This window comes from Bradyrhizobium sp. S3.12.5 (assembly GCF_040548225.1).
GTDB classification, from domain to species: domain Bacteria; phylum Pseudomonadota; class Alphaproteobacteria; order Rhizobiales; family Xanthobacteraceae; genus Bradyrhizobium; species Bradyrhizobium cytisi.
Genome location: NZ_JBEPRF010000001.1, coordinates 37,596 through 53,063 on the forward strand (window position 1 = coordinate 37,596; position 15,468 = coordinate 53,063).

General features: G+C 61.0%; 16 protein-coding genes. 9 read left to right on the forward strand and 7 right to left on the reverse strand.

Annotated features, from left to right (window positions below):
* Positions 1-40 precede the first annotated feature (40 nt).
* Positions 41-949 carry a winged helix-turn-helix domain-containing protein gene (locus ABIC09_RS00160; protein WP_354108042.1) on the forward strand — a complete coding sequence of 303 codons (909 nt, stop codon included), beginning with the start codon at positions 41-43 and terminating at the stop codon, positions 947-949.
* A gap of 149 nt (positions 950-1,098) precedes the next feature.
* Here the strand turns inward: ABIC09_RS00160 and ABIC09_RS00165 are convergent, their stop codons facing one another.
* Positions 1,099-1,860: an enoyl-CoA hydratase/isomerase family protein gene (locus ABIC09_RS00165; protein ID WP_354108043.1), complete on the reverse strand. Its 762-nt coding sequence runs from the start codon at positions 1,858-1,860 to the stop codon at positions 1,099-1,101.
* Between the two features lie 611 nt (positions 1,861-2,471).
* Here ABIC09_RS00165 and ABIC09_RS00170 point away from each other — a divergent pair.
* The 4 genes from ABIC09_RS00170 to ABIC09_RS00185 all read left to right on the forward strand — a co-directional run bounded on the left by ABIC09_RS00170 (position 2,472) and on the right by ABIC09_RS00185 (position 6,496).
* A complete protein-coding gene (locus tag ABIC09_RS00170; protein WP_354108044.1) occupies positions 2,472-3,863 on the forward strand; it encodes an FAD-dependent oxidoreductase in 1,392 nt (463 codons plus the stop codon).
* A gap of 319 nt (positions 3,864-4,182) precedes the next feature.
* On the forward strand, positions 4,183-5,163 hold the full coding sequence (locus ABIC09_RS00175) for an NHL repeat-containing protein (RefSeq protein ID WP_354108045.1): 981 nt from the start codon (positions 4,183-4,185) through the stop codon (positions 5,161-5,163).
* Between the two features lie 11 nt (positions 5,164-5,174).
* Positions 5,175-6,098: an alpha/beta fold hydrolase gene (locus ABIC09_RS00180; protein ID WP_354108046.1), complete on the forward strand. Its 924-nt coding sequence runs from the start codon at positions 5,175-5,177 to the stop codon at positions 6,096-6,098.
* Complete coding sequence (locus ABIC09_RS00185; protein ID WP_354108047.1) at positions 6,095-6,496, forward strand: hypothetical protein; 402 nt, start codon at positions 6,095-6,097, stop codon at positions 6,494-6,496. The genes ABIC09_RS00180 and ABIC09_RS00185 overlap by 4 nt, the downstream gene beginning before the upstream one ends.
* 55 nt (positions 6,497-6,551) lie before the next feature.
* On the opposite strand, the gene ABIC09_RS00190 is transcribed toward ABIC09_RS00185, so the two are convergent.
* The 6 genes from ABIC09_RS00190 to ABIC09_RS00215 all read right to left on the reverse strand — a co-directional run bounded on the left by ABIC09_RS00190 (position 6,552) and on the right by ABIC09_RS00215 (position 13,178).
* Positions 6,552-6,740: a hypothetical protein gene (locus ABIC09_RS00190; RefSeq protein WP_354108048.1), complete on the reverse strand. Its 189-nt coding sequence runs from the start codon at positions 6,738-6,740 to the stop codon at positions 6,552-6,554.
* A 474-nt stretch (positions 6,741-7,214) separates the two neighbouring features.
* A complete protein-coding gene (locus ABIC09_RS00195) occupies positions 7,215-7,517 on the reverse strand; it encodes a Rid family hydrolase (protein WP_354108049.1) in 303 nt (100 codons plus the stop codon).
* Positions 7,518-7,761: 244 nt separating this feature from the next.
* The gene (locus tag ABIC09_RS00200) at positions 7,762-10,932 is read right to left on the reverse strand and encodes an efflux RND transporter permease subunit (RefSeq protein ID WP_354108050.1); all 3,171 of its coding nucleotides are present in this window, start codon (positions 10,930-10,932) and stop codon (positions 7,762-7,764) included.
* Positions 10,929-12,323, reverse strand: a complete 1,395-nt coding sequence (locus ABIC09_RS00205) for an efflux RND transporter periplasmic adaptor subunit (RefSeq protein ID WP_354108051.1) — start codon at positions 12,321-12,323, stop codon at positions 10,929-10,931. The genes ABIC09_RS00200 and ABIC09_RS00205 overlap by 4 nt, the downstream gene beginning before the upstream one ends.
* Complete coding sequence (locus ABIC09_RS00210; RefSeq protein WP_354108052.1) at positions 12,320-12,727, reverse strand: FixH family protein; 408 nt, start codon at positions 12,725-12,727, stop codon at positions 12,320-12,322. Before ABIC09_RS00210 ends, ABIC09_RS00205 begins: the two co-directional genes overlap by 4 nt.
* A gap of 103 nt (positions 12,728-12,830) precedes the next feature.
* Positions 12,831-13,178 carry a hypothetical protein gene (locus ABIC09_RS00215; protein ID WP_354108053.1) on the reverse strand — a complete coding sequence of 116 codons (348 nt, stop codon included), beginning with the start codon at positions 13,176-13,178 and terminating at the stop codon, positions 12,831-12,833.
* A 29-nt stretch (positions 13,179-13,207) separates the two neighbouring features.
* Between ABIC09_RS00215 and ABIC09_RS00220 the strand changes: the two genes are divergently transcribed.
* The 4 genes from ABIC09_RS00220 (at position 13,208) to ABIC09_RS00235 (ending at position 15,194) form a co-directional block, all read left to right on the forward strand.
* Positions 13,208-13,438, forward strand: a complete 231-nt coding sequence (locus ABIC09_RS00220) for a hypothetical protein (RefSeq protein WP_354108054.1) — start codon at positions 13,208-13,210, stop codon at positions 13,436-13,438.
* Positions 13,435-13,620, forward strand: a complete 186-nt coding sequence (locus ABIC09_RS00225; RefSeq protein ID WP_354108055.1) for a hypothetical protein — start codon at positions 13,435-13,437, stop codon at positions 13,618-13,620. The genes ABIC09_RS00220 and ABIC09_RS00225 overlap by 4 nt, the downstream gene beginning before the upstream one ends.
* A gap of 166 nt (positions 13,621-13,786) precedes the next feature.
* On the forward strand, positions 13,787-14,359 hold the full coding sequence (locus ABIC09_RS00230; protein WP_354108056.1) for a hypothetical protein: 573 nt from the start codon (positions 13,787-13,789) through the stop codon (positions 14,357-14,359).
* Between the two features lie 10 nt (positions 14,360-14,369).
* Positions 14,370-15,194 carry a hypothetical protein gene (locus ABIC09_RS00235; protein WP_354108057.1) on the forward strand — a complete coding sequence of 275 codons (825 nt, stop codon included), beginning with the start codon at positions 14,370-14,372 and terminating at the stop codon, positions 15,192-15,194.
* Positions 15,195-15,468 lie beyond the last annotated feature (274 nt).

Genomic DNA, 15,468 nt, shown 5'->3' on the forward strand with positions numbered 1-15,468 from the left:
GTGCATGGTCATCCGAAGCAACCAAAGATGGTGATAAATCATGCTCATGGAACGGTCTCTCGACATGAAGAGCCGCCCACGTTCGCCAATCAAGCATCTGCATTCTGGGCCTATGGCGACGGGCAAGCAGTCGTCCGATCTCATCCCTGACGTCATCGCTTCGAATGTCAGGAACGAGTTCATATTTGGCCCGTTCGTGCTGTCGGCGGCCGAGAGGTCGCTGAAAAGGGACGGAGAGGCGCTTTCGATTGGCGATCGTGCGCTGGATCTTTTGATTGTCCTGGTCGATCGTGCTGGGGAAACTATCAGCCACAAGAATCTGATCGCATCGGCTTGGCCTGGCGTGGTCGTGGCGGAAACAAACCTCAGAGTGCATATCTGTGGCATTCGCAAAGTGCTCGGCGATGGTCAGGATGGCGCTCGGTATGTTTCCAATGTTGCCGGCCGGGGTTATTGTTTCGTAGCGGCCGTATCACGCTCTTCTATGAAGCCAACTTTGCCGCAAGCCGATGCCGCATATGCCGCGAGAAGGGGCCTCGGGGTCGGGCCGAGTCGTGAGGTCTTAGTGACGGTCGAACAACCTATGGCAGCCCTTGGAATGCTTCGGGAAGTGCTCAAAACTTTGCATTCCGAACAGGACAATGCCGCCTTCACGATATTTGCCGACGCCTTAGCGCAGGGGCTATCGAAAGCTTTGATTGCAGCGGCCTCGAGATCGGACTGTGTACCCACCGTGGATTGCCTAAAGGAAGCGCTGAGGTTCGCGCGCGAGAAATCTGCTCTTGTCGGCGAGTTGCGCTCAGCAATCATCCTTGCGCGTCTGCTTTCTCAGAGCGGCCAGCGGGAGGCGGCACGAAGCATCCTACAGCCAATCTATGACCGCTACACTCAGGGGTTTGAGATGAAATATCTTCGAGACGCGCGAGCTCTTCTCGTGTCTCTGTGCTGATCTCGACCCACTCATATTCCGGGCTATGATGTGGGGAGTCCTATCTGACAACGAAGATGTTCGCGGGCAGCCGGTCGTCGCTGACTTTGGTCACATTGTGACCCGAGGGACAGCTTCGATCGGTTGCTCGCGCTAACAATCGCTTTTGACTACTTCATGCTTCGGGCCACGTCGGCGGCGCTGATCCCCTCAAGCGCAAGACCGTAGCCGGTGCCTTCGTCAATGATCCTGCGCAGGCGCTGCGTGAGTGCGATTCGCGTGTAGCGACTCGTCAAGGGTGGAAGCGCGGCAATGCCGTCAGCGATCTCGTGCGCTCGCGCCAGAAGCCGATCGGACGGCAATATCTCGTTGACGACGCCCCAGGACTTTGCGGTGGCCGCGTCGAGGACTTGGCGGGTCAAGATGAAATAGCGACCTCGAATGGAGCCCAGAATTTCCGGCCAGAGAAGATTCACGCCGTCTCCGGGGACGATGCCAAAGTCGAAATGAGGCTTGTCCTGAAAGACGGTTTCCGGAGTAGCCAGGATGATGTCGGTCAGAAGAGCGTACTCGCTGTGCAGCAGAACGGACCCGTTCAGCGCCGTGATCATCGGCACTTCGATGTCGAGAATATTGGATAGGACCTTGCGCCCTTCGCGGAGAATCTTGTCGTAGCCCTGAGGGGTAAAGAAATCGAACCCCTCGGGGCTGATGGCGTCCATGAAAGCGTTTCCGGAGCCCGTAAGAATGACTACGCGGTTGTCGCGGTCTTCTCCGACAGCGTGGAACAAGTCGACGAACTGCTCGTGCGCATGGCCGTCGAAGACCAGCTTGTCGTTCTTGGTGTGCAGCCGGATCGTCAGAACTCCGTTCTCCTTGCGAGTCAACACGGCATTGGGAAAGCGATCGCGGTAGTCTTCGAACTTGCTCATTTTGGTTTCCTGCTTAGTGGGAGTTAAGTTCTTCGAACGGAGTAGTCGTCTCCGCTCCTGTAGGGATGATCTTCCGTAGTGATAGCCTTCATTCCACGCGGGAATGGTCGAACGACCTGAATTGATCCGAATGTGGAGGGCCCCGCCTGCGATACGATGTCTTCGCACCCGGAGCGGGCACGCGGCCCCACCGGTGCTGCCAAGCTCTCTCAGCTTTGCAGCGCGGATTCCGGATTGCAGGCGAAAGCAGCATCGCGCAATCCCCCGAAGGGGAGGAGTTTAGCGTTGTGAGATGGCGTTAATCTTCGTTCGACACGCTGCCCTTGAAGAGCTCTTGCCGAATGTAGGGCTCGTCGAAGATACACCGTGCGTCCCGCCGGGCGGGGTTTTAGACGACTGGGCACGACGTCGGCGCGCACGATTAACAGTATCACACACCGTTAAACTTGCTCGGCCGGTTGGGCGTGGTGATGATGCCCTACTCGCTCGTACTCCCAATCGGGTTTCGAGGCTCGAAGAGAGCGCGAGAGAGTCGAGCGCCGGCAACTTCGGCACGAGCGCGGTTGCCTCCGATACAGATCATTTCCGAGACAGGACCGAGAGGAATACCCGTGCCCCAGACAGAACACTTCGACTGTGTCATCCTCGGCAGCGGGCAGGGCGGAAAGCTGCTGGCGTGGCACCTTGGCCGATCGGGTAAACGAGTCGCCGTCGTTGAACGTCGTTGGGTCGGTGGCTCCTGTCCGGCGGTCGCATGCCTCCCGTCGAAAAATGAACTATGGAGCGCAAGGGTCGCTCACCTGGTTCGACACGCCGCCAAATACGGCACGATCACCGATGCCGTGAAGACCGACATGCGCAAAGTGCGTAGCCGCAAGCAGGACATGATCGATCGGGAAGTCGCCTTCCATCTGAATGCCTACAAGGAGAGCGGCGCCGAACTCATCATGGGCGGTGGTCGCTTCGTCGGTCCGAAAACCGTGCAAGTCGCTTTGAACGACGGAGGCCTTCGTCTGCTCGCCGGCAAGGAAGTTGTCATCAATGTCGGGTCACATGCGGCCATCCCGAGTATCCCAGGTCTCGAAGAGGCTCGCGCGCTCACCCACATCGAAGCTCTTGAGCTCGACTATTTGCCGTCGCACCTGATCGTACTCGGCGGCGGTTACGTCGGTATCGAGATGGCTCAGGCGTTCCGCCGGTTCGGCAGCAGGGTGACGATCTTGGAGCCGGGTCGCCAGCTCCTCGGTCGGGAAGACCACGATATTTCGGAGGAAATTCGGCGTGTTCTCGGCGGTGAAGGGATCGATGTGTTGTTGAACGCTCTTCCTTATGCCGTTAGCGGAGTTTCCGGCGATGCTGTCACCGTAAAGGTACGCACGGCCGAAGCCGAACGGACAATCGAAGGCAGCGACTTGCTGGTGACGGTTGGTCGGGTCGCCAACACGAGCGGGATCGGGGTCGACGAGGCCGGAGTTCAACTCGATGCGCGCGGCTTCATTCAGGTCGACGAACGCCTGCAAACGACGGCTTCCGGCGTCTGGGCCATCGGTGATTGCTGCGGCAGTCCTGAATTCACGCACGTTTCGGTCGATGACTTCAGAATTGTCAGGGACAACATGGCCGGCGGCAACCGAAGGACGGACGATCGCCTTATCCCTTATGTGGTGTTCACCGATCCGCCGATAGCGAGGGTCGGCATGTCCGAGGAAGAAGCCAAGCGACTGGGTATTCCCGTGCGCGTGTCGAAGTTGCCGATGAGCCACGTCCTGCGGACGGAGGCGACAGACGAGACGGACGGCTTCATGAAGGTGCTGGTTGGCGCGAACGACGATCGGATTCTCGGATTTTCGATGATCGGTTCGGAGGCCGGAGAGGTCATGGTCGCGATCCAGGCTGCGATGATTGCCGGCCTTCCGTTCCAAAAGCTGCGTGATGCAGTCATCGCTCATCTGACGATTGCAGAGGGATTCGGCCCATTGTTCGGGAGCGTTCCACCGCGTTAGCGGGCGCGTCCAGGCCCGCGAGGCCGAGGTTCTTGCGCATTGCAAGCGATGTTCTCGTCGTAGAGTAAGCCATGGAGCCAGTATGCTGAGCAAGGAATATGAAGCGACGGCGCAGACGTTCCGTCGGCTCGCGCGGGACATCACCGACCCAATGATCGCTGGGCGTCTCCAGGCTCTTGCGGATGATTACGATCGTCGAGCGGAGGTGGCTTCGAGAGCCACCGACAGTTCCGACGTGAAGCCGGTACGTCGGCGCAGAGCGCACGTCGCGGACCACATTGACGACGAAGCTGGTCAATAGGCCGCGGGTCTGGCGCGGGTGCGTCTGGATTGGCGCCGGCCCGTTGGGCCGACCGCTTCATTCCTGATCGGAATAGGATTTATCGCCACGTACACGCTGGTTTGTGCGGATGGCGCAAAATATCAAGAAGGATGCGCTAACGAGCAGTGCATCGCAGCAGCGGGAGTTGTAATGGCGCTTCTCGTAACAAGTGCTTCAGGGGCCAACGGCGCCGGCCGCGGCAAGCTGCTGGCCTTCAGCGATAATGGGGAGTTGTTGGGCTCCTTCAGCGAGGATGCCCGGATCGTTGATCCGCGGGGCCTCGGCGTCGACGACGATCTGTTGTTCTTGAACAGCGGTTCGAACCGCATTTTGGCGCTCGACGACAGAGGGCGCGTCGTGCGGGAGACCGGTGCCCTGCAGGGGTTGGACCCCGGTGGTGGAAATTTTGGACCCGACGGCCGTTATTATGTCGGATTGCGTGCCGCGCGCACGATCATGGCGTTTCCGCCCGCGCTCGGTGGCGCCGGCGAAGCCATATTTCCGTCTCCAGTGGTCCCGTTTCCGCGCGGCTTCGCCTTCGGTTCGGACGGCACGCTGTTTCTCGCCTCCGGCATCGGGCCAAGCGGAGACGGTGACGATACCATTCTGGCGTTCGATCCCGAGCTTGCGATCAAGTCCACCTGGAAGGTCGAGGATTCCGCGTTGAGTCCGCTCGATCTTGCAATTGCGCCGAACGGGAATGTGATCGTGAGCAGCGAACATCCCTTTGGAGATCCGGATGCGGTGGCGACCGTGCGCGAATACGATCGCGCCGATGGCAAGCTTGTCCGCGTGTTCGCTGCGGATCGGCGAGTCGGCTTCAGGAAGCCGCGCGGCCTTCGCTTCGGCCCCGATGGGAAGTTGTATTGCGTGGCTCGGGACGTGGTCGTCGCGTTCGATTTCGCGAGTGGCAAATATTTGGGAACAGTGGTCGAGCTGCCTGGTATCAACGGGCAAGCTTTGATTTTCTTTGGTTAGGGAGGAGTGGCATGGAGGTTTCGGGCGCGTCGCAACCCTTCGCGCATGAGCAATGGTCGTACGAGCCGAGGTTCAAGCAAGTCAACGGCTGGCGTATGCACTACATCGACGAAGGTACCGGCGATCCTGTGGTTCTGCTCCACGGAAATCCGGCGTGGGGATTTCTGTACCGGAAGTTCGTTAAGCCGCTGACAGCCGCGGGAAGGCGGGTGATCGTTCCGGACATGGTCGGCTTCGGCCTATCCGAGAAACCCGTTCGCGAGCAGGCGCATACGTTGGACGGACACATCGCGAACCTGACCGGCTTGCTGCGTCAACTCGACGTGCGCAACGCGACGATGGTCTGTCACGACTGGGGCGGGCCGACCGGTCTTGGATTCGCCCTCTCGAATTCCGATCGCGTGCGCGCGCTGGTCATCATGAGCACGTGGGCATGGCCGCTGCCGCCCGCGGAATTCCACAAGCGGATTTTTCCCTGGCGGATGATGCACGCGCCACTCGTCGGTCCTTACCTGCTCGGACGGCACAACGCGCTTGCGGGCCGCGGGATGTACCTTTCGGTCGTCGACCGAAAGAAGTTCAAGGCGGAGGCCCAAAGCGTCTACGAGAACATCCTGCCGGATCCGGCATCGCGTCTTCTCACGTGGACCTGGCCGCGTTGGATCCCCCTGGATGAAGGTGCCCGCGGCCTCGCTCGCTTCGAGTGGCTCGAGCGCGAGCTGAAGAAGTCGAAACTGCCGACCTTGCTGGTCTGGGGCCGGGAGGATGAGGTGTTCGACCAACAGACTTTCGCGACCCGTTTCAAGAAGCTCGTGCCGCACGCGGAAGGACCCGAGCTTGTGACGGGTCGGCATTTCCTCCAGGAGGACTCCGGTGAGGAAATCGCCGGCAAGATCGATCGTTTCCTGGAACGCATCGAGGGGAGGCAGCCATGACAACTATTCAGATCATCGAGAATCCTGTCCTACAAGGCTCCAGAAGAGCGCTCGTGCTTACGGAAGACCGAGTAGGGCATTACGCCGAATTCCAGGAGTTCTTCGTTCGGCAGTTTTCGCTCGACACGGGTGGGCTTTCCCGTCCCGGTTATGTACGAGCGCCGTCGGGGATGACGTACGCGCTCGTATTCATTGGTCGTAGTGGAGAGCCGTTTCCGGACGGAATTGAAATCTATGCTTTGCCGGACGCGCTGGAACCTCTGAACGATGCGGATGTCGACGCCGACCTCTGGGCGTTGCTGAGGTGGATGGTTGCCGGCGTCGGTGGCGAATGGCGCATAGAGGATCTTGACGCGACGGGTCGCCTCTATCAGTTGAGCGTGGCTGCTGATGCGTAGCGGGTGAACGTCACGGTGGCGAAGCGCCGCGGCCGCGACGCCGTTCGCGAGTAGTCTATTCGGCGGCGGTCAGGGCGCGATGACCCGCGGCCCGCAATCCTTCCTCGCTCTGCTCGCCGCGTGCTGCGGCTTCAAGTATTTTGCAGGCAACCCTTGACCACGTTTCGGTCTCGCATTTGGGGATCTGGGCACAGACTTCCTTGAGAACGGAACGCACGCGATCGATGACTTCCGCCGAAAACATGGATTGACCTCCCGCCGTTTATCTGTGGCGAAGCTCCATGTTTTGTCGCGAGTGAACCAGCTTATTGTTGTAATATCCTGCAAATCGTCGCCCAAAAGAACTTTTCGTTCGTAGAACGGACCGACTACGCGATTCCGCTGCGCGCATTCGCGGCGGGCGCTATCGCGGTCGCTGCTATGGGCCGCGCCTGCGCCACTCCGCTGAGTAAACCCGGCCAGCAGAGGCGAGCGATAGCAAAACGCCAGCCTCGATCGAGATCGAATACTCGCCGAGGGGCGGAAAAGTCTTGTGAAAGTTGGTCGACAAAGTGGGTCGGGTTGAGCGAAACTCCGACCCAAGGTCTGCGAGGTCTCGGAAGAAGATCAGCTACTCGCGGCGGCAACGGCCTTGATCTCGATGATCAGGCCAGGGCGCGCTAAGCCCGCGATGTCGAGAATAGTCCACGTCGGGAAAGGTTCGGGGACATACTGGCTCTTAAACTTTCGCAAACTCGGCGAGATGCGTACTGAGCCCGACGTGATAAGAGACGAGTTCGACCAGATCCGTCATCTGGCAGCCGGTTTCCTCAAGGACCAATTTCAGTCGTTCAAATGCGTTAATGAATTGCTGCTCGGGCTTCTCAGGAATCGAACCGTCAGCGTTGAGGCCGATCTGCCCGGCCACGAAGACGAGACCGCCGGCTCTTACCGCGGACGAATACTGGAATTTGTCGAAGATCGTGCCGCCGCCGGCTGCGGCGAACATCGGATTCTTGGAGGCGTAGGTCTTCTTGGTCATCGAACATCCTTGCTTTCGATCGGTGGTTCAAAGGCGGGTGCCGGACGCCAGTTCGAGATCGAGCAGGAGGCGACCGTAGGCCTCTGAGATCGGTTCTGGCTGAAGTAGAAAGTGCGAGCTCATCGCATCGATGTCGCGGAATAGCCGCTCGATACGCGTGCCTTAAGTTCGGTTTCTCGGTTCGTCATCTGCGTATCTCTGGTAGTTCGGTCTTGCGGCCCGTCCGGTCACAGTGACCGGCGCGTTATTCCGCAGCTTCCGGACGGTCGAACGCGCTATCCGCCGGAACATCGGCGATCCCGCCGGTCGGCAGCCCGATGCCTTTGACGAGGCCGAAGATCGCAGGGATCACGATCAGCGTCAGCAAAGTCGAGGAGACCATGCCGCCGATCATCGGCACCGCGATGCGCTGCATGATCTCGGAGCCGGTGCCGGTGCTCCACATGATCGGCAACAGCCCGGCCATGATGGCGACCACCGTCATCATCTTGGGGCGGACGCGCTCCACCGCGCCCTCCATGATGGCGTCGTAAAGGTCGCTGCGCGTCAGCATCCGGCCCTCGGCTTCGCGCCGGCCCTTAATCTCGGCCAGTGCCTGATTGAGGTAGATCAGCATCACGACGCCGGTCTCGGCGGCGACGCCGGCGAGCGCGATGAAGCCGACGACGACAGCGACGGACAGGTTGAAGCCGAGCCACCACATCAGCCACAGCCCGCCTACCAGCGCGAATGGCAACGAAAGCATCACTATCAGCGTCTCCGCGATGGAGCGGAAATTCAGGTACAGCAGCAGGAAGATGATTAGCAGCGTAACCGGCACAACGATCTTCAACCGAGCGGCGGCTCGTTCCAGATATTCGTACTGGCCGCTCCACATGACGTAGTAGCCGGGCGGAAACCGGATGCTGGCCTCGACGGCGCGCTGCGCGTCAGCGACGTAGCCGCCGAGGTCGCGGTCGCGGATGTCGACGTAGATGTAGGTCGCCAACTGGCCGTTCTCGGTCCGGATTGACGTCGGGCCTCGCGCCGGCGCGACCTTTGCGACCTCCCCGAGCGGCACGGCGCCGCCGGCTGGCATCGGCACCAGCACGTCGCTTGCGATGGCCTGCGGATTATCCCTCAGGTTCCGCGGGTAACGCATGTTGACCGTGAACCGCTGCCGGCCCTCGACCGTCGTGGTGACGGTCTGGCCGCCGAGCGCGGTCGCGATCACGTCCTGGACGTCCTGGACCATGATGCCGTAGCGCGCCATCGCCGCGCGGTCAGGCGTCACGTCGAGATAGTAGCCGCCGATGCCGCGCTCGGCATAGGCGGATGAGGTCCCGGGCACGGCCTTCAGGACTTGCTCGATCTGCTTGGCGAGCTTGTCCATCTCGACCAGATCGGTACCGATCACCTTGACGCCGACCGGCGTCCGGATGCCGGTCGACAACATATCGATGCGGGCCTTGATCGGCATGGTCCAAGCGTTGGAAACGCCCGGGAACTGCAGCGTCTTGTCCATTTGCGCTATCAGACCGTCGATCGTGACGCCGGGACGCCATTGCTCCTTGGGCTTCAGATTGACGACCGTCTCGAACATCTCTGACGGCGCCGGATCGGTCGCGGTCGCGGCGCGGCCGGCCTTGCCGTACACCGAAGCCACCTCCGGGAACGACTTGATGATCCTGTCCTGCGTCTGCATCAACTCGCCTGCCTTGGTGACAGAGATGCCCGGCAGCGTGGTCGGCATGTAGAGCAGCGTGCCCTCGTTGAGGTTGGGCATGAATTCGGTGCCGAGCTGGAGGGCCGGCCAGACGGTGACCGCAAGAACGGCGAGCGCAAGCACGATCACCAACAACTTGGCACGCATCACGCCCTTGATGACCGGGCGATAGATCCAGATCAGAAAGCGGTTGATGGGGTTCCGATGTTCCGGAACGATCCGTCCGCGGACGAAGATCACCATCAGTGCCGGCACCAACGTCACCGACAGCAGTGCGGCCGCCGCCATGGAGAACGTCTTGGTGAACGCCAGCGGACTGAACAGCCGCCCTTCCTGCGATTCCAGCGTGAAGATCGGCATGAAAGAGACGGTGATGATCAGCAGGCTGAAGAACAGGGCCGGTCCGACCTCGGAGGTTGCGTCGATCAGGATATCGATCCGGGACTTGCCGGGATCTGCCCGCTCAAGATGCTTGTGGGCGTTCTCGATCATGACGATCGCAGCATCGATCATGGCACCGATCGCGATGGCGATGCCGCCCAGGCTCATGATGTTCGAGCCCAAGCCCAGCAGCTTCATGGCGCCGAAGGCCATCAGCACGCCGACCGGCAGCATCAGTATCGCCACCAGGGCGCTGCGAACGTGAAGCAGGAACACGATGCAGACCAGCGCGACCACGACGCTCTCCTCGAACAGGGTGTGCTTGAGCGTGTCGATGGCTGCGTAGATCAGGTTCGAGCGGTCGTAGACCGGCACGATCTCGACCGATTTCGGCAGGCTGGAAGCGATCTCCTTGAGCCGCTTCTTGACGTTTTCGATCACATCGAGCGCGTTGACCCCGAAGCGCTGCAGCACGATGCCGCTCGCCACCTCGCCTTCGCCGTTCAGTTCGGTGATGCCCCGACGTTCGTCGGGGCCGAGTTCGACGCGGGCGACGTCCCGCAACAGCACCGGCGTGCCGTTGTTCACCTTCAGCACGATGTCACCGAGATCGTTGATGCTCTTGATGTAGCCCTTTCCGCGGATGACGTACTCGAATTCGGAAAGCTCCACGGTCCGCCCGCCGACGTCGGCATTGCTGGCGCGGATAGCGTCTCGCATCTTCTGCATGGTGATCCCGAGGTCGCGCATCCGCTGCGGATCGAGGATGACATTGTACTGCTTGACGAAGCCGCCGACGCTCGCGACTTCGGCCACGCCTTCCGCCTTCGCCAGGGCGAACTTCAGGTTCCAGTCCTGGATGGTCCGCGTGTCGGCGAGGTTCAACTCCTTCGACATCACCGCGTATTGGTAGACCCAGCCGACGCCGGTCGCGTCCGGACCGATGGTGGGCGTCACGCCCGCCGGCAGCCTGGAGGTCGCGCCGTTGAGGAACTCGAGCACGCGCGAGCGCGCCCAGTAGATGTCGGTGCCGTCCTCGAAGATTACGTAGACGAACGAGACGCCGAAGAACGAAAACCCGCGCACCACCTTCGAGTGCGGCACGGTCAGCATGGCCGTCGTTAGCGGGTAAGTGACTTGGTCCTCGATCACCTGGGGCGCCTGGCCCGGATACTCGGTGTATACGATGACCTGAGTGTCGGAGAGGTCCGGGATGGCGTCGAGCGGCAGATGGACCAGCGCGTAGATGCCGGCGGCCGCGGCGAAGCCGGTGCCGAACAGCACTAGGAGCAGATTATTCGCCGACCAGGCGATGAGGCGGACGATCATTGCTGGGCTCCTTCGGCAAAGCCCTTGAGCGCCGCCTTCAAGTTGCTTTCCGCGTCGATCAGGAAGTTCGCGGAGATCACGACCGACTCGCCTTCGGCTACGCCCTGCCTGATTTCGACGTATCCGGCGCTGCGGTGGCCGGTTTTGACCTCACGTGGTTCGAAGCGGCCCTGTCCCTTGTCGATGAACACCGTCTGCCTGCTGCCGGTATCCATCACCGCGCTCTCTGGTACGGCGAGAACCGGCTCTCGCGTGCCGGTGTCGATCTCGGCGTCGACGTACATGTCGTGCAGTAGCGCCAGGTCTGGATTGGGCAGTTCGATGCGGATGCGGGCCGTCCGGGTCTCCTTGTTGATCTCCGGATAGATGACCTCGACCTTCCCGGAGAACTCGCGCCCGGGGAAGGCCCTTGCCCTCACGGTGGCCGTTTGGCCCTTCGACACCGCGCCCAAATCGCGCTCCGCGACGTCGATCAACGCCCACATCACCGAGTGATCGGCGATTCTGAATAGCACGCCGCCCGGCTGTACGCGCATGCCCTCGATCGCATTGCGCGCCAGTACGATGCCGTCGCGCGGCGCGGTCCATTCGATCGAGATCGGCACGATTTGGGTTTTCTCGATGGCCGAGATCGCCGCGTCTGGTACGTCGAGGTTCATCAGACGCTGTTTTGATCCGCGGCCGTACGCGAGATCATTGCCTACCGTCTTCGACGTGATGGTGGCGAGATACTCGGCCGCCGCGGACGAGACCGAGGGACTATAGACGTCCATCAGCGGCTGCCCCCTCACAACATGCGATCCGGTAGTGACGTTGGCGACCTTCAGGATGAAGCTTTCGGACCGCATCGCGATGACGGAAATCCGCCGCTCGTCGAGCGCGATCGTGCCGGGGGCGCGGACTATCGTCCGGATCACGCGCCTGGCCGCCGGCTCCGATTTCGCGCCGGTGCGCTGGATCTTGCCTGGAGACAGCTTGACGGAGCCGTCGTCAATGTCGTCGCCTTCGTAGACTGCGATGTAGTCCATCCCCATGGAGTCCTTCTTCGGCGCCGGCGAGGTGTCCGGCAGACCCATGGGATTGCGGTAGTATTTGATCTTGCGGTCGGAGGCGCCCGCGGTCGCCGTTGACGGCATCGCCGCCTCGTCGAAGTTGACATCGGCGGCGGCCGGGACTGGCCGATAGTCGCGGCCATCCAGGGTCTTCTTCGGGTCCAGCGAGTACGAAGGTTTGCCATCCGGATCCTGGAAATAGATCGGCGCGGACTCTGCCGCCGCCACGGGGCCGACTATGGCGATGGCACGCGCAGGCTGCCGTTGCGTCACGACGAAAGCGGTGCCAGCCGCTGCGATCAACGCGGCGACTGCGGTTACGGTAAGGGCGCGGATCATTTCTGCGCCGTGATGACGAGCTTGTTCTCGACGGTGCCGGTCTCGCCCTGGACCTTGGCGCCGAGCGAAAGCTGCCAGCGGCCGGCCATGCCGAAGCTGGCCTTGAACTTGTAGGTCCCGGGCTCCCCGCCCGGCGCCGGCGCGATCTTCGTCACCATCTCCTGCATGCCGTCCGGAGCCATGTCGAGCCGGGTCGCGAAGATCACCGCATCGGGCACGGGCTTGCCGGTCTTCGTGTTCATCAGCCGGACGGTGATGATCTTGTCTGGGCCGGCCTGCACGGTCTGGTCGACGAGTTCGAACTTGTAGTCCTTGATGTCGGCCATGACGGCCGTGCTCGTGCCGGTGATGACGGCAGCGATCAGCGCCGCCTGGACGGCGCGCGTCAGAGTGAACGTCTTCATTTTTTTAAAGTCCTCGATTTTCCTGAAGCCGTCGCAAGACGGCATGCGTCGTCCGCACGCCCGAAGGCGAGCGGCAGCAACCGGCGGCTAGGCGCCGGTCAGGTCAGCTTCGAGGGGGATGGTCGGGAGGCGGACGGTCGAGCCCGTCGGCGGGAACATCGTTACTAACCGCGTGCGTCGCCCGGATGGCATGCCGCAGCGGGAGCGCTTCAGTGGCGGACGGGCCGGCCTGGGCGGTTTTCAGGACGCACATCGCGAGCAGTGGGCAGTCCTGGCAAGCCTTGTTTTTCGGCTCGTCCGGGCAGCAGGGCATGTCTCCGGATGCCGACATGTCGGTCATGCCGGCCATTTGTGGGTGCGCCGAAGCCCCTGGCGTCGCCAAGGGCGACAACGCCAGACCGACGGTCACGAAGACCGCAAACAACAGATTGAGGAGCCAGCGATAGTCCATGGGTGCTATCATTCCACGGCAGAGAACCCATGCAAAGCCCGGTTTCTTCACGAATCCGCCAACAGTGCCCGAGCGCGTCGCGGCTGTCGGGCATGAAAAGCCGGGGTCGTGCATGGTGGTCATTCAGCAGCGGCCGCAACTGCGGTAGTGGACACGCCGAATCGGCGCAGCGGTCCGTCGAGGCCCTGAAATTCGCTGGAGACGCCATTTTCACCGACGTGGCGGCATTCTGCCAGGCGCTGAAGCGCAAGGGCGGATGAGCGACGTCACGCAATCCGTCAGCTCCGCGTTCTGGTTGATCCCCGAGGCCGACTCCGAACTCCTCGGCATCGTCGCGCTCTCGCTGCGGGTCAGCCTGACCGCGAGCATCGTCGCGCTGCTGGTCGGAGCGCCCATCGGCGCCAGCACTTCCCTCCAAGCACTTCCTTGCCGGCGCATCTGATGTTCTCCCGGCCAGACACTCCTGGCTTGCGGGGAATGGGGGAAAAAACGGCGGCGATGTACAAATAGGGAACAATTTCGAGATCCGGATCGAGAATCGGGTAGTATTCGGGACAGTAAAGAATCACCGGTTGTGGCTGAGGCCCGCCGGCACTACGGAGCCAAAGATGGAAGAGCTTTTATTTCAGAAGTCGTTTTATCAGGTCTGGCAGCTTCAGATGCAGGCTGCTGCTGCGGACGTGCAGAAACTTGATCGAAAGATGTTTAAGGACCCGTCCCTCGGCGGCGTCCTCCAGTCGATCTCAGAAAAATACAAGATCGAGGTGGCCCGCTTACAAGGCGAAATGACCGCCACAAGGCGGACGGAAGAGCGGCAGCGCCAGGATGGATGGGGCGACTACCGAATGATGAAAACAACATGGCTCGATGTAAGCATTCCGTTCGTGGGCGAGGCGGAGACACTGAGGATTGGGCCGTCATCCATGACGCTCTTAGATCGGCGAGCGACGATCGGACGCAACACGCTGACAATCAGCGTGACGGACGATGACCGGGCTGACGCCGCCGTGCAGAACTTCAAACAGATGGTCGAGGGCAATCTGCAAACGTTGCGTACAGAATATGAGCGGAACAAGCCTCAGCTTGAGCAAGCGATCCAACAGGCGGCGTCTCAGCGAAAAGCCCAAATTGAAGCTGAGGATGCGCGCGATAAAGGTCGCAGTTTCCGCGTGACAAACTGAGGGGCGATTCGTGACCGACAACGACGCTGCAGGCAATCTGCCCGAGCTACCGAAAGGCGGTAAGGCCAGCGGCGCCGCTCGGTTTGTGCTCAACACCGCGGCTGGCGCGATTCCGTTCGTCGGCGGAATTTTAGCGGCTGGTGCGGGAGCTTGGTCGGAGCGCGAGCAAGCGCGGATAAACGATTTCTTAAAGCACCTGGCGGACATGCTGGCCGCCGAAATGAGGGAAAAAACACAAACCATTTTAGAGCTGACTTCCCGCATCGATATGCAGGATGAAGAGATAGCGAAGCGGATACGCAGTTCGGAATATCAATCGCTGCTACGCAAAGCGTTCCGCGACTGGGCGGGAACGGAGAGTGAAGAGAAGAGGATATTTGTCCGAAATCTGCTAAGCAACGCTGCCGCCTCGACGCTGGCCAGCGATGACGTTGTGAAGCTGTTCCTTCAATGGATCAGGGATTATTCGGAGCTTCACTTTGCGGTCGTGGGCGCCGTCTACAATTCCGCCGGCATCACGCGCGCCAAGGTCTGGGAAAAGTTAGGTCGGAAGCCGGTACGCGAAGATTCGTCAGACGCTGATCTTTTCCGGCTGATATTTCGGGATCTCAGCACGGGCGGCCTTGTTCGGCAGCACCGTGAGACCGATTGGCAGGGCAATTTTCTGGCAAAGCAAACTCGGACGGGGCCCTCGGCTCCGAAGGGTACACAGCGAACGATGAAATCGGCGTTCGATGACGGCGAACAATACGAACTGACGGCGTTGGGCGAGCAATTCGTCCACTATGCCATGACCGATATCCCACCGAAGATTGAGTTCAAAGAGGCGGGCTAAGGCAGCAAAAAGGGCGCCCCGTGAGAGGCGCCCTCGTTGTTAGAACAGCCTTGTGAGTAAGGCTAACATCGAAGCCAGATGCATATCGCACCGGAAGCCAAGACGGTAGGTCTTACCGCAGGGCTGACTGGCTTCGAGATAGAGAAAGACACCCATGGGCGTCTCCTTTTATCTCTCCACGCGAGGGACCCTTGCGGTACGTGCCTTCGCGTAGGTTAGGCCAGCAGTCAGGGATTTTTTGTTGAGTGCACTGGTGATCCCCAACACGCCGCAC

Coding starts and splice junctions, on each gene's coding strand:
- ABIC09_RS00160 (WP_354108042.1), top strand. CDS start 41: ATGCTCATGGAACGGTCTCTCGACATGAAGAGCCGCCCACGTTCGCCA.
- ABIC09_RS00165 (WP_354108043.1), bottom strand. CDS start 1,860: ATGAGCAAGTTCGAAGACTACCGCGATCGCTTTCCCAATGCCGTGTTG.
- ABIC09_RS00180 (WP_354108046.1), top strand. CDS start 5,175: ATGGAGGTTTCGGGCGCGTCGCAACCCTTCGCGCATGAGCAATGGTCG.
- ABIC09_RS00185 (WP_354108047.1), top strand. CDS start 6,095: ATGACAACTATTCAGATCATCGAGAATCCTGTCCTACAAGGCTCCAGA.
- ABIC09_RS00190 (WP_354108048.1), bottom strand. CDS start 6,740: ATGTTTTCGGCGGAAGTCATCGATCGCGTGCGTTCCGTTCTCAAGGAA.
- ABIC09_RS00195 (WP_354108049.1), bottom strand. CDS start 7,517: ATGACCAAGAAGACCTACGCCTCCAAGAATCCGATGTTCGCCGCAGCC.
- ABIC09_RS00200 (WP_354108050.1), bottom strand. CDS start 10,932: ATGATCGTCCGCCTCATCGCCTGGTCGGCGAATAATCTGCTCCTAGTG.
- ABIC09_RS00205 (WP_354108051.1), bottom strand. CDS start 12,323: ATGATCCGCGCCCTTACCGTAACCGCAGTCGCCGCGTTGATCGCAGCG.
- ABIC09_RS00210 (WP_354108052.1), bottom strand. CDS start 12,727: ATGAAGACGTTCACTCTGACGCGCGCCGTCCAGGCGGCGCTGATCGCT.
- ABIC09_RS00215 (WP_354108053.1), bottom strand. CDS start 13,178: ATGGACTATCGCTGGCTCCTCAATCTGTTGTTTGCGGTCTTCGTGACC.
- ABIC09_RS00220 (WP_354108054.1), top strand. CDS start 13,208: ATGCAAAGCCCGGTTTCTTCACGAATCCGCCAACAGTGCCCGAGCGCG.
- ABIC09_RS00225 (WP_354108055.1), top strand. CDS start 13,435: ATGAGCGACGTCACGCAATCCGTCAGCTCCGCGTTCTGGTTGATCCCC.
- ABIC09_RS00230 (WP_354108056.1), top strand. CDS start 13,787: ATGGAAGAGCTTTTATTTCAGAAGTCGTTTTATCAGGTCTGGCAGCTT.